The organism is Actinomycetospora aurantiaca (assembly GCF_037401875.1).
Classification (GTDB): Bacteria; Actinomycetota; Actinomycetes; order Mycobacteriales; family Pseudonocardiaceae; genus Actinomycetospora; species Actinomycetospora aurantiaca.
Window position 1 is genome coordinate 181,560 of the sequence record NZ_JBBEGN010000010.1, and the last position, 12,179, is coordinate 193,738.

Annotated in this window: 11 protein-coding genes; 5 read left to right on the plus strand and 6 right to left on the minus strand. The window is 75.7% G+C overall.

Going from position 1 to position 12,179, the window contains the following annotated elements; all coding sequences use genetic code 11:
• Positions 1 to 30 precede the first annotated feature (30 nt).
• Positions 31 to 855 (plus strand): SirB1 family protein, encoded by an 825-nt coding sequence (locus WCD74_RS20155; protein WP_337696661.1) that lies wholly within the window; start codon positions 31 to 33, stop codon positions 853 to 855.
• Between the two features lie 73 nt (positions 856 to 928).
• Positions 929 to 1,477, plus strand: a complete 549-nt coding sequence (locus tag WCD74_RS20160; protein ID WP_337696662.1) for a PadR family transcriptional regulator — start codon at positions 929 to 931, stop codon at positions 1,475 to 1,477.
• Here the strand turns inward: WCD74_RS20160 and WCD74_RS20165 are convergent.
• The 3 genes from WCD74_RS20165 to macS form a co-directional block, all read right to left on the minus strand.
• Entirely contained in the window at positions 1,474 to 2,121 is a 648-nt protein-coding gene (locus WCD74_RS20165) for a VC0807 family protein (protein ID WP_337696663.1), read from the minus strand. The two genes, WCD74_RS20160 and WCD74_RS20165, sit on opposite strands and share 4 nt — an antisense overlap.
• A gap of 76 nt (positions 2,122 to 2,197) precedes the next feature.
• Positions 2,198 to 2,878 (minus strand): response regulator, encoded by a 681-nt coding sequence (locus tag WCD74_RS20170; RefSeq protein ID WP_337696664.1) that lies wholly within the window; start codon positions 2,876 to 2,878, stop codon positions 2,198 to 2,200.
• Entirely contained in the window at positions 2,875 to 4,041 is a 1,167-nt protein-coding gene (gene macS / locus WCD74_RS20175; protein WP_337696665.1) for a MacS family sensor histidine kinase, read from the minus strand. The genes WCD74_RS20170 and macS overlap by 4 nt, the downstream gene beginning before the upstream one ends.
• A 285-nt stretch (positions 4,042 to 4,326) precedes the next feature.
• Between macS and WCD74_RS20180 the strand changes: the two genes are divergently transcribed.
• A complete protein-coding gene (locus WCD74_RS20180) occupies positions 4,327 to 6,048 on the plus strand; it encodes a hypothetical protein (protein ID WP_337696666.1) in 1,722 nt (573 codons plus the stop codon).
• Between the two features lie 6 nt (positions 6,049 to 6,054).
• Here the strand turns inward: WCD74_RS20180 and WCD74_RS20185 are convergent, their stop codons facing one another.
• Together WCD74_RS20185 and WCD74_RS20190 are read right to left on the minus strand one after the other, a co-directional pair.
• The gene (locus WCD74_RS20185; RefSeq protein ID WP_337696667.1) at positions 6,055 to 6,573 is read right to left on the minus strand and encodes a hemerythrin domain-containing protein; all 519 of its coding nucleotides are present in this window, start codon (positions 6,571 to 6,573) and stop codon (positions 6,055 to 6,057) included.
• A gap of 62 nt (positions 6,574 to 6,635) precedes the next feature.
• Positions 6,636 to 7,949 (minus strand): MarR family transcriptional regulator, encoded by a 1,314-nt coding sequence (locus WCD74_RS20190; protein WP_337696668.1) that lies wholly within the window; start codon positions 7,947 to 7,949, stop codon positions 6,636 to 6,638.
• Between the two features lie 104 nt (positions 7,950 to 8,053).
• On the opposite strand from WCD74_RS20190, the gene WCD74_RS20195 reads away from it, so the two are divergent.
• Positions 8,054 to 8,374: an adhesin gene (locus WCD74_RS20195; RefSeq protein ID WP_337696669.1), complete on the plus strand. Its 321-nt coding sequence runs from the start codon at positions 8,054 to 8,056 to the stop codon at positions 8,372 to 8,374.
• Between the two features lie 46 nt (positions 8,375 to 8,420).
• On the opposite strand, the gene valS is transcribed toward WCD74_RS20195, so the two are convergent.
• On the minus strand, positions 8,421 to 10,991 hold the full coding sequence (gene valS, locus WCD74_RS20200) for a valine--tRNA ligase (protein ID WP_337696670.1): 2,571 nt from the start codon (positions 10,989 to 10,991) through the stop codon (positions 8,421 to 8,423).
• Positions 10,992 to 11,164: 173 nt separating this feature from the next.
• On the opposite strand from valS, the gene WCD74_RS20205 reads away from it, so the two are divergent.
• Positions 11,165 to 12,124 carry a hypothetical protein gene (locus tag WCD74_RS20205; RefSeq protein WP_337696671.1) on the plus strand — a complete coding sequence of 320 codons (960 nt, stop codon included), beginning with the start codon at positions 11,165 to 11,167 and terminating at the stop codon, positions 12,122 to 12,124.
• The last annotated feature ends 55 nt before the right edge of the window (positions 12,125 to 12,179 follow it).

Here is a 12,179-nt window from a genome sequence, read left to right on the forward strand (position 1 = left end):
GAGCGGCCGCCGTCGCGGGAGGATGCGCGGGTGCCCCCCGACCACCCCGAGGACCGGTCGCGTCCACCGGACCCCCGGGGGACCGCCGACGCCGTGGCGCGGTTCGCCGCGCTCGTCGAGGCCGGCGACCCGCCGCTCGACCGCGCCGCCCTCGAGATCGCCCGGCTCGCGCGGCCGGACGCGGACACCGACGCCGCGCTCGCCGAGCTGGACCGGCTCGCGCAGGGCGTGTCCGGGATCGACGAGCTGGTCCTGCGGCTGTTCACCGAGGAGGGCTTCCGGGGCAACCGCGACGACTACTACGACCCGCGGAACTCCTCGCTGGTCGAGGTGCTCGAGCGTCGGCTCGGGATCCCGATCACGCTCGCCGTCGTCGTGATCGAGGTCGGGCGCCGGGCGGGGCTCACGGTCGAGCCGATCGGCATGCCCGGCCACTTCCTGGTCCACCCGCAGGGTTCGGCCTGGTACGTCGACCCGTTCACCGGCACCCTGCTCGACGAGTCCGACTGCCGGGCGCTGTTCGTCGCCGCCACCGGCGCGAACCCCGGGGTGCCGTTCCACCCGGACGTCCTGGTGCCGATCACCACCGAGGCCGTGCTGGTGCGGATGCTGACCAACCTGCGGATCGTGCACCGCACCGCCGGGCGGGTGCCGGAGCTGCGCCGGGTCCTCGAGACCCGCCTGCACCTGCCCGGGGTCACGGCCGACGAGGTGGTCGAGCTGGCCGCCACCATGGGCCACCGCGGCGAGTACCTCGACGCCGCCCGCCTCCTCGACGCCTGGCGCGAGCGCATCCCGCGTCGCGGCGCCGACCTCGACCGGGCCGCCCGCGTGTGGCGGGCCCACCTGAACTGACGACCGGCCGCCCGCGCCTGTCCCGATTGACATGTCGTTGCTGACATGTCGCGGACGGCCTAGGGTGCCCGGCATGTCGCTGCGGCACGCCCTGCTCGGCCTGCTCTCCGATGCGCCCGCCAGCGGTTACGACCTCTCCCGGGCCTTCGAGGGCGACCTCGGCCGCTACGCCTGGCACGCGGGCCACACCCGCATCTACCCGGAGCTGGTGCGGATGGCCGACGAGGGCCTCGTCGCCGTCGAGTCCACCGGGCCGCGCGGCCGGAAGAGCTACGCCCTGACCGGGGACGGCCTCGCGGAGCTGCGGCGCTGGCTGCTCGACCCGCCGGAGCAGGGCGCGGTCCGCAACGAGACCGTGCTGCGGATGTTCCTGGTCCAGGCCCTCGAGCCGGGCGACGCGCGGCGCTACCTGGAGGGCGTCGCGGAGTACTGCGAGGCCGAAGTGGCACGTCTCCGCCCGGTGATGGCGGAACTGGACGAGCAGGAGGGGACCGACGCGTTGCCGTTCGGTCGGCTCGCCGGCGAGTACGGACTGCGCCAGTACGAGGCCGTGGCCGCCTGGGCGGCGTGGTCGCTGGACCGGCTCGAGGCGTCGCAGGGCCGGGACGCCCGGGACGCCTAGGCGGCGTAGCGCTGCCGGACGCGGTACGCGTAGACCGCGTTCCAGGTGCCGAGACCCACGAAGGTCACCACCTGCAGCGCCGTGGAGGCACCGACCGCGACGTCGACCGGCAGGGCGTACACCAGCGGGACGCGGAGCGCGGCCTCGGCGAGCAGCCCGACGCCCCAGACGACGGCGGAGATCCGGAACGTCCGGCCGATGCCCGGCTCGGAGTCCCAGGCCGCGTCGAGCTCGGCGGCCTCCCTCGGCTGCCAGGTCCGGTACGCCGAGAAGGTCAGCGGCCGGACGCCGAGCAGGCTCACGAGGAAGACCAGGCCGACGCCGCCCGTGGTGAAGGAGTCCTTGAGGATCAGGAAGCGCGCGTCCCCGCCGACGACGCTCAGCACCAGGCCGATGCCGAACACGACGACCATGAGCGCCGCGAACCACGTGATCCGGCGGGCGCGGACCGCCACCCACGCCACGCGCAGGCCGGCGGCGAGGGTCGCGACGAGCAGGGCGGACCAGTCGGAGACCCCGAGCGCGTGGAGGACGTAGTAGGTGACGAGGGGGAGCCCGACGTCCCACGCCAGCCCGACCAGGGGAGCCCACCGGCCCTCGCGCGGCGTGTCGGGGGCCGTCTCGGGGTCGGCGGCGATCGTCATGCGGGCTCCTCGGGATCGGAGGGACACCGGTGAGCCTGGACCTGTTCGTCTCGACATGTCAAGGATGACATGTCAGTCAGCCCTCCCGGTCGAGCCCCTGCTCGATCGCGTACCGCGTGAGCTCGACGCGGTTCGTCAGCTGCAACTTCCGCAGCGAGTTCTGCACGTGGTTCTCCACGGTGCGGTGGGACAGCGTCAGCCGGTCGGCGATCTGGCGGGCGGTGAGGCCCTTGGCGACGAGGCGCAGCACCTCGGTCTCCCGCGGGGTCAGGGCCGGCTCGCCGGAGGCCTGCAGCTGCGGCTCCCGCTTCGCCGCGGCGTCCCGCCGGCGGAACTCGCCCAGCACCAGGCCCGCGAGCTCGGGCCCGAACACGGCCTGCCCGTCCGCGGTCCGCTGCACGGCGTCGGCGAGCTCGGCGACCTGCGCGGACTTCACCAGGTAGCCCGCGGCCCCGGCCCGGACCGCGCCGAGCACGTCGCCGTGCTCAGCGCTCGCGGACAGCACGAGGACCCGCGTCCCGGGCAGCGCCGCCAGGATCGCCGCGGTGGCCCCGGCCCCGTCGAGGTGGGGCATCTGCAGGTCCATCACGACGACGTCGGGCCGGACCGCGGGCGCGATCCGGACCGCGGCCGCTCCGTCGCCCGCGGTCGCCACGACGTACAACCCGCGCTCGCCCAGGTCCCGCGCGACGCCCTCGCGCCACATCGGGTGGTCGTCCACCACCATCACGCGCACCGCCGTCGGTGTCTCCGTCATCTCGGGAACCTCAACTCCCACTCCGTGCCCTGCCCGGGCGCCGTCACCAGATCCGCCGTGCCGCCGAGCTCGGCCGTGCGCCCGCGGATCGACGAGGCCACGCCCAGGTGGCCCTCCTCGCGGGCCGCCTCCAGCCGGCCCTCCGGGATGCCGGGCCCGTCGTCGCGGATGCTGACCGTCACCGCCTCGTCGTCGTCCTCCAGCAGCACCCACAGCCCGCAGTCGGGCCCGGCGTGGGCGTCGGCGTTCGCCGCGGCCTCGCGGACGACGGCCACCACGGAGCGGGCGAGCCCGCCCGGGACGTCGACGGGCTCCGGCGGCACCGCGAGCACGGCCCGCGACGGCAGGGTCGCGCCGATCGCGGCGCCGAGGTCGACCGGCTCGTCGTCCGGGCCGTCGAGGCCGGGCGGCCCCCGCGTGATCAGGCGGCGCAGCGAGACCTCCTGCTCGGCGGCCTCGCGCACCAGGTCCGGGTCGCCCAGCTCGGGCCCCCGCCGCCGGACCAGGGCGAGGACCTGCAGGACGCCGTCGTGGATGTCGCGGGCGAGCCGGTCGCGCTCCGCGGCCGCGGCCTCCGTCGCGATCGCCTCCTGCAGCCGCTGCGCCGAGCGCCGCATCGCGACCGACGCGAACCCCACCGCGACCCCGGCCACGAGCAGCAGCTGGGCGTCGGAGAGCAGCGCGGCGTCCAGGGCCTGCCGGGTGAAGGCCAGCGCCGCCACCGACACCACGACCGCCCCCAGGGCGGGCCGGATCCCGTACGCGACCGCCACGGCGAGCACCGCGGCGGCCGACCAGACGGTGGTGATCACGGGTTGCCCGGCGGCGATCCGGGCCGGGTCGTCGACGAGGACCGTCGTCATCGTGGTGCCGACCGTGACCGCCAGGTCGACCAGCGCGAGCCGGCGCGCCCCGCGGAGGTAGGCCACCGAGGTCACCAGGGTCCAGGCCGCCATGAACACGACCACCGCGACGCCGAGGGCCGGGCGCACGTAGGCCTCGGCGAAGCGCACGACGTTCGCCACCGCGTACGCCAGCGCCACCACGCGGTAGAGCACGAGGCCGCGCCACAGCGGCAGCAGCGAGGCGTGCACGTCGACGGTGGCGCCCCGCCCTCCCTGCCCGCCCCGCCGGGCGACCGGAGCCGCGCCCACCCCCGTCATGCGCCGCCTCCGCCCATCGACGTCCCCCTCCCCGCGGCCGGCGTCATACCGCCGGGCCGCGCGCGTCCCCGAATCGGGCGGCCCGGCACGTGCACCGCGTCAGCATGCCCGACGGGTGTGACACCGACCATCGCCCGACCTCGGCGGCCCGTCCCGGTGCGCGGGGCGTCGGGCGTGCCGGCCGTCACCGGTGGTGGCCGGGGTCGCCGGTCGCACTACCGTGGGTCGGGCTCGCAGGCGAGCAGGACCGGGCGGGACCGGGTGGGAACGACGAGGAGGACTGCGGTGGACAGCTGGGTGATGGCGGTCGAGGTGACGCCGTCGGAGCTGGTCGCGGTCGAGGTGGACCGGGTGCCCGGGGGCGCCGAGGGTGCGGCGGGGTCCGACCGCGCCGCGCTGCGCCCCCGCAGGGCGTCCCTCGCCCCCTCGGAGGACGACGAGAGCGGGGACGGCCCGAACGCCGGCGCCGACGGCGTCGACCGCCTGGCGGACGCCTTCACCACCCTGCTCGACGGCGACGAGCGGCCGGGCCGGCTGGTCGTGGCCACGCCCCCGGACACCGAGCGACGCCGGTTCGAGGAGATCGCCGAGGCCACGGCGCTCGTCGGGCTGCCGGCGCCCACGTGGCTGCCCGGCCCGGTGGCGCTGGTCGGCGACCGGATCGCCGCGCAGGTCGCGGTCGGTGGGCGGGCCGTGGTCCTCGACGCCCGCGACGGCGGTCTGACCGCGTGGCCCGTGCGGCGCACCGCGGAGGGGGCCGAGGTCGGCTCCCGCGGCCCGGTCGCCACCGGCATCCGGCTCGACCAGTTGCTGCTGGGGGTCGTGCGCGCCCAGCTGCACTCCCTGGACCCCGCCACGGGCGACCACGGGGGCCCGCGCCCGGGAGCCCGCGGGGACGGCGACGCCCGCGGCACGGCGGCGCGGTTGCGCCGCGAGGTCCGCCGCGCCCGCGCCCGGCTGGCCGACACCGACGTGGACGAGGCCCGCGTGACCTCCGACGGCCACGTCGTGACCCTCGAGCGCGGCGTCTTCGACCAGCTCGTGGAGCACGCGCTCCGGGAGACCGTGGACGAGATCGACTGGGTCGCGGGTCCGGACGCGGGGCCGGCCACGGTGCACGTGCTCGCCGACCGGCCCACCCCGCTGGCCCGCCGGCTCGCGGACCTCGTCGGCGGGTCCGACTCGGCCCTCGCCCTGCCGGGCGCTCCGACCGACGGCGTCCTCGGCCTGGCCGCCCTCCTGCTGCCGGTGCGGCCCCGCGCCGCGCGGGCCGCGTCCGGCGCGCAGGCGATCCGCTCCCGGCGGACGACGGGCGCCCCGTCCGGTCCGCTCGCGACCGGCGCCTCCGGCGGCCCCGCCCCGTCGGCGGAGGACGCCGTCCGCACGCCCCCCGGCGGTCTGCCGCGCCCGGCGCGGGAGGATGCCCCGGTCCTGGTCGGAGCCGAGGAGCGCCCGGAACAGGAAGCCGAGCTCTCGGGCCTCTCGGACGGCCCGGACCTGCCCGCCATCCCCGCCGCGCGGCTCCCGTCCACCCCGGTCCAGGCGCAACGGGAACCGGCCGACCTGCCCGGTGCGCCCGAGGCGTTCGGGACCGGCGCGGCCCCGCTGACGCACGCCGGCGGGGCGCACCCGCGGCCGGTGGTGAACGGTGGCGGTCAGGGGCACGCCGCGCTCGCGGACGCCCGTCCGCACGAGGCGCGGCCCACCTCCGACGCCCCGCCCGGGAACTCCGGACCGCTGCGGCGGCCCGACCTCCACGAGGCCCCGGACGGCTCCGGCGACCGGACGCCCTCGGGGAGCACCGCGGTCGTCGCGCGGCGCGGACCGGACACCGCGCCGCAGCCGATCCCGCCGGAACCCGGGCGACGGGCACCGCGCGGGGCGGTGCCCGTGCTCGTCGTGCTCCTGCTGGTCGCCGCGCTCGCGGCCGCGGGCGTGCTCGTGCTGGGCCCCGACCAGGTGAGCGCGGCGTTCGCCGGCCTGGGGGCCGGCGTCGTCAGCTGGTGAGCCGGGTCAGGACGTGACCGCCTCGACGTAGGCGTCCGGGTCCTTGTCGGCGAAGTCGAGTCCGCGCGCGTGCGCGTGCTCGGACTTGAACTGCTCGAACTTGGCGCCCAGCTCCTGGCGGAACGGCAGCGACGTCACCCGGCGGAAGGGTGCGAGGTCGTCGCTCTCCTCCTCGGACATGTGGTGGTTGTTCGCCTTGTCGCACTCGTCGATGGCGTTCCACCACGCCTCGCTGCCGGGGGTCTCGTCGAAGGCCTTGCGGGCGCCGGCGCGGATCTCGTCGTGGTCGCCGACCGCGTCCTCGGTGGCCGACGCGTCCTCGTCGTCGGCGCGGCGGGCCATCGAGGGGTAGAAGTGCTGCTCCTCGGCGGAGGCGTGCACCTCGAGGTGGCGGGCCAGCTCGTCCCAGACCTTCGTGGCCTCGTCGAGACGGTCGGTGTGGTCGCGCAGCTCCGCGAGGAGCAGGAATTGCCGACGGAACCAGTCGTGGTCGTCGAGGATCATCTCGGTGATGTCCGCGGACATGCTCGGACTCCTTCGTGTGGTGGTCCGCTGGAGCTACCCGCGCCCACGCGTGGGCAACCCGCTCAGGAGAGCTGCACCCGTCCCGCGGCGTCGACGAACCACACCTCGGCCCGCGCGTCGGCCAGCACCGGCCCGGCGTCGGCGGCGAGGGAGCGATAGCGGCGGGTGTCCGGCAACGCGACCACGATCCGGCTGCGCGGGTGCGCCCGCCGGCGCTGCACCGCCGCCGAGCCCGCCGCGCGGAACCAGTCGGCGGCGAGGGTGCTCGGGTGGGTCCGGGCCCCGTCCGGCGGCCAGCCGGTGACCTCCACGTGCACGTCGTCCCCGTCCAGGGACGCCACCAGGTCGAGGGCCGGGCCCTGCCCGCTCACCCGCCGCACGGTGGCACCCCGCCGTTCGAGCCACGACGCCACCGCCGCGGCCACGTTCTGCGTGCGCGACCAGCCCTGCAGCACGTCCCGGACCGGCAGCACGACCTCCTGCGGCGGCTCCGGAACCGCTCGCAGCGCGGCGCGCTGGGCCAGCCGCTCGCGCAGCACGACGGTGGCCGAGGCGGAGAAGGGCAGGAACCGCAGCGGGGGGTCGTCGGGGTCGTCGCCGTCGCGTTCTGAGCGCCGGATGCGGGCGACGTCGTCGCTGGGCGCCTTCGGCCGGTGCCGGGGCCGCCGGGACGGCCCGGTCCCGACGGCGGGCGGGGCCGGCTCGGGTTCCGGCTGCGGCTCTGCTGCGGGTTCCGGCTCCGGCTCGGTGGCCGGTTCCGGCTCCGGGAGCCCGGCGAGCTCCTCGCGGCCCGCGTCCGTGATACGGGTCCGGATCGGGGCGTCCTTCGAGCGCGCGGTCCGCTCCACGAGGCCGGCCTTGACGAGCTTGCGGCACTGGTAGTTGAAGGCCTTCGGGTCGACGTCGGGATGCGCCGGGGCGAGGGCAGCGGCGATCTCGTTGTCGGTCAGGCCCGCCGGGTCCACGGCCCCGTCCGCGAGGGCGGCGAGGACGCCGGCCTGGACGGGCGGCAGCCCCGGGGTCGTCGGCGCGAGGGACACACCAGGGTCATCGGTGGGCGCGGCGTCGTCCCGGATGGGCCGGTCGGGTGCCGGCGGCACGTCGCGCTCCGCGACCGACGCGACCGAGGACCCGTCGTCGGGAAGGCCTCCGGGCAGCAGGCGGGTGCGCACCGGCCGCGTCCCCACCCGCTCGACGGCACCGACGCCGACCAGCTTGCGGCACTGGTGGTTCACGGCCTTGTAGTCGATGCCGGGATGGAGCTCGGCGAGCGCCTCGGCGAGCTCACGGTCCGAGAGGCCCTCGGGCGCCCCGGTGAGCATCCGGAGGATGTCCTCCCGCGTCCCGGCGGCCGATTCGGGGACCGGGAGTGCCATGGCCGCTCTCCTCCGTGACCGGGCGCCGGGCCGGTGGACCAACCCGTGTGACGGCGCGCAAGACGACGTGCGTGACCTATCCGTGATCCGTATGGTAACGGGGCATGCTGGCACTGACGGAGACGGCGGCCGAGGCGATCTCCAACATCCTGGAGACCAACGAGATGCCCGAGGGGTCCGGCCTCCGGATCGCGGCCACGCCGAACATGGCCGACGAGGGCCTCGAGCTCTCCGTCGCGCCGAACCCGGCCGCGGACGACACCGTCCTCGAGGGCGGCGGCGCCGTGATCTTCCTGGAGCCGATGGCCGCCTCCGCGCTGGACGACAAGGTCCTCGACGTCGAGCGCATCCCGGAGAACGAGGCGGACGGCTCGGGCGACGAGTACCGCTTCGCCATCACCCCGCAGTCCGAGCTCCAGACCTAGAGCCCGGTCCACGGCGGCGGGTGCGGGGCACCCGCCGCCTGGACCGTCAGGCCTGCACGGTCTCCACGGGTCCGCCCACGCGCGTCACCAGCTCGCCGTCCTCGGACGCGACCAGCTCGACGTCCCGCACCCGCCCCGCCGCCTGCACGTCGCCCAGCACGACGCGCAGCGCGTCCAGCTGTGCCTCCGGGGCGGACACCGACAGCGACTCGACCTCGGTGCGGATCGAGAGCTTCTGGTCGGACTTGCCCTTGCGGATGCCGGAGATGACGTCGGAGGCGACGTCGAGGACGCCCTCGTCGACGCCGTCCGTGGTCGGCAGTTCACCGGTGGTCGGCCAGGCGGCGCGGTGCACCGAGCCCTCCTGCCACCACGACCAGACCTCCTCGGCCACGAACGGCAGCACCGGCGCGAACAGCCGCTGCAGCACGCGCAGCGCGACCGCGAGCGCGGCCCGCGCGGAGTCGCGGCCGGCGTCGTCGAACTCGCCGTAGGCCCGGGCCTTGACCAGCTCGAGGTAGTCGTCGCAGAAGAACCAGAAGAACTGCTCGGTGACCTCGAGCGCGACCGCGTAGTCGAACCGCTCCAGCGCGTCGGTGGCCTTCGTGACGACGCCGGCGAGGCGCGCGAGCAGCGCGCGGTCGATCGGCGCCGTCACCGACCCGACGTCGGGCTCGCCGGCCGGGACGCCCACCCCGAGGATGAACTTCGAGGCGTTGAGCAGCTTCATCGCGAGCCGCCGGCCGACCTTCATCTGCCCGCGGTCGAACGCGGTGTCGACGCCGGGCCGCCCGCCGGCCGCCCAGTAGCGGACCGCGTCGGAGCCGAACTCCTCCAGCAGGCCCATCGGCGTCACGACGTTACCCTTGGACTTCGACATCTTCTTGCGGTCCGGGTCGAGGATCCAGCCCGAGAGCGCGGCGTGCGCCCACGGCAGCTCGCCGAACTCGAGCGAGCTGCGGACCACCGTCGAGAAGAGCCAGGTGCGGATGATGTCGTGGCCCTGGGGGCGCAGGTCCATCGGGAAGACGCGGCCGAAGAGGTCGTCGTCGACGCTCCAGCCGCCCGCGATCTGCGGGGTCAGCGACGAGGTCGCCCAGGTGTCCAGCACGTCCGGGTCGCCGGTGAAGCCGCCCGGGACGTCCCGCTGGTCGGCGGTGTAGCCGGGCGGCACGTCGGTGGTCGGGTCGATCGGCAGCGCGGCGTCGTCCGGGGTGAGGACCTGCTCCGGCAGGACCTCGCCGTCCGCGTCGAGGGCGTACCAGACCGGGATCGGCACGCCGAAGAAGCGCTGACGGCTGACCAGCCAGTCGCCGTTGAGCCCGCGGACCCAGTCGGCGTAGCGGTGGCGCATGTAGTCCGGGTGCCAGACCAGCTCGTCGCCGCGGCGCAGCATCGCCTCGCGCATCTCGGTGTCGCGCCCGCCGTTGCGCAGGTACCACTGCCGGCTGGAGACGATCTCGAGCGGCTTGTCGCCCTTCTCGAAGAACTTCACCGGACGGGTGACCGGCCGGACGTCGCCCTCCAGCTCCCCGGTCTCCGCGAGCATCGCGACGATCTTCTCCTTGGCGGTGAAGACCGTGGCGCCGGCGACCTCCTCGTAGCGCTGACGGCCCTGCTCGGAGGTGATCCACTCCGGGGTCTCGCGCAGCAGGCGGCCGTCGCGGGTGATGACGGTGCGGTTCGGCAGGTCGAGCTCGCGCCACCACTGGACGTCGGTGAGGTCGCCGAAGGTGCAGCACATCGCGATGCCGGCGCCGCGGTCCATCTCCGCGGCCGGGTGCGCGAGGACCGGGACCTCGACGTCGAACAGCGGGGAACGCACCGTCGTCCCGAAGAGCGGCTGGTAGCGCTCGTCGTCGGGGTGGGCGATCAGCGCGACGCAGGCCGGGATGAGCTCGGGGCGGGTGGTCTCGATGTACACCGGCGCGTCGACACCGTGGTAGGCGATCCGGTGCCACGCGCCCGTGTGCTCGCGGTCCTCCAGCTCGGCCTGCGCCACCGCGGTGCGGAACGTGACGTCCCACAGCGTCGGGGCCATCGAGACGTACGCCTCGCCGCGGTCGAGGTTGCGCAGGAAGGCGCGCTGGCTGATCGCGCGGGCCCGGGCGTCGATGGTCTGGTAGGTGTGCGACCAGTCGACCGACAGGCCGCCGCGGCGCCACAGCGCCTCGAACGCCTGCTCGTCCTCGGCGGTCAGCGTCTCGCACAGCTCGACGAAGTTGCGCCGCGAGATGGCGATCTGCTGCTTGCCCGGCTTCTCCGGCGGCGTGAAGTCGGGGTCGTAGGGCAGGCTCGGCTCGCAGCGCACGCCGTAGTAGTTCTGCACCCGGCGCTCGGTCGGCAGGCCGTTGTCGTCCCAGCCCATGGGGTAGAAGACCTGCTTGCCGCGCATGCGGTGGAAGCGCGCGACCACGTCGGTGTGGGTGTAGCTGAAGACGTGCCCGACGTGCAGGGACCCGGAGACCGTCGGCGGCGGCGTGTCGATCGAGAAGACGTCCGCGCGCTGCGCCGTCCGGTCGAACGCGTAGGTGCCCTGCTCCTCCCATACGGGCGCCCAGGTGTCCTCGAGGCCGTCGAGCGTCGGCTTCTCGGGAACCCGGGGGGACTGCGTCATGCGCCCAGTTTACGGGGGGTGTCGTCGGCGTTCCCGATCGCGGGTCCCCCGGTCCGGCAGTGCTGCTGGGCCGGGTGGGTGGAACCGGTAACGCAGCGGGTGCCTGCGTTGACAGAGTGGTCGGGGTCGCGCACGTGGCGGCGTTGGTACGTCTGTTCGGGGGAGTGGTGGGAATGCCGGCGCAGGACTCACAGCAGGCTCGTCACCGGGCCACCGGTGGCCGGGGCTACGGCCGGGAGGCCGGGGAGCCCGGACCGCCGAGCACCTACACGCCGCCGCGCCGCGAGGGCGGTCGGCACCGCGCGCCCGACGCGGCGCCCTCCACCGAGTTCGCCGACGTCCCGATGCAGCAGCGCGGGTCGCTCGACTCGCCGCCCTCCGGCTTCCGCCGCCTCCCCCCGGCGTTCCCGACGACGGGTGCGGTGCCGGTGCAGGGGTCGCCGGACGTCAGCGGTGGCACACGGCTGCCGTCGGACGTCAGCAGGTCGCCACGCCCGTCGTCGCCGGACCTGGTGCAGGGGTCGCCGGACATCAGCGGTGGCACACGGCTGCCGTCGGACGTCAGCAGGTCGCCACGCCCGTCGTCGCCGGACCTCGACGACGAGCCGGTGACCACCCCGGTGCGGCGATCGGAGCTGGACGCCACCCGCCGTCGGGCGGACGACCGCGACGCGGCGGTGCCCCGGCAGCGGCCGGCCACCGAACCGTCGCTCCGGCCGCTCTCGGTGCGGCCACCGTCGAACTCGGTGCGGCCCGGGGCGTTCGGGACCGGCTCGTACGGCTCGTCGGGCGTCGGTCCCGCCCGCGCGCGGACGCCGGCCGCCGTCCGGAGCCCGCTGCCGTGGGAGCGCCGGACCGAGGGTCGGGTGGGCCTGGTCGGGACGGTGCTCGGGGCGATCGGGGTGCTGGTCGCGCTCGCGCCGTGGTCGGGCCTGCTGCCGCGGGTGATGCCACAGGGTGCGCTGGGCAGCACGCCATTGTTCAGCCTCATCGGAGCCCTGCTCGGCGTCGCCGGGCTCGGGGTCGGCGCCTTCGCGATGTTCCGGGCCGACGGGATCGGGCGCGGGCTCTACCTCGGCGTCGGAGCCGCGTGCCTGGGGGCGGCCGCGGTCGTCGTGGGTCTCACGGTCTGAAGCGTCGGGGCGCGGCCCCGTCCCGGTCGGCACGAACGACCCGTTCGTGGCTTCT

Excerpts from the sequence above, each read along its gene's own strand:
- WCD74_RS20190 (WP_337696668.1), bottom strand. The coding sequence starts at position 7,949 with ATGGCACTCCCGGTCCCCGAATCGGCCGCCGGGACGCGGGAGGACATC.
- WCD74_RS20160 (WP_337696662.1), top strand. The coding sequence starts at position 929 with ATGTCGCTGCGGCACGCCCTGCTCGGCCTGCTCTCCGATGCGCCCGCC.
- valS (WP_337696670.1), bottom strand. The coding sequence starts at position 10,991 with ATGACGCAGTCCCCCCGGGTTCCCGAGAAGCCGACGCTCGACGGCCTC.
- macS (WP_337696665.1), bottom strand. The coding sequence starts at position 4,041 with ATGACGGGGGTGGGCGCGGCTCCGGTCGCCCGGCGGGGCGGGCAGGGA.
- WCD74_RS20170 (WP_337696664.1), bottom strand. The coding sequence starts at position 2,878 with ATGACGGAGACACCGACGGCGGTGCGCGTGATGGTGGTGGACGACCAC.
- WCD74_RS20195 (WP_337696669.1), top strand. The coding sequence starts at position 8,054 with ATGCTGGCACTGACGGAGACGGCGGCCGAGGCGATCTCCAACATCCTG.
- WCD74_RS20165 (WP_337696663.1), bottom strand. The coding sequence starts at position 2,121 with ATGACGATCGCCGCCGACCCCGAGACGGCCCCCGACACGCCGCGCGAG.
- WCD74_RS20185 (WP_337696667.1), bottom strand. The coding sequence starts at position 6,573 with ATGTCCGCGGACATCACCGAGATGATCCTCGACGACCACGACTGGTTC.
- WCD74_RS20205 (WP_337696671.1), top strand. The coding sequence starts at position 11,165 with ATGCCGGCGCAGGACTCACAGCAGGCTCGTCACCGGGCCACCGGTGGC.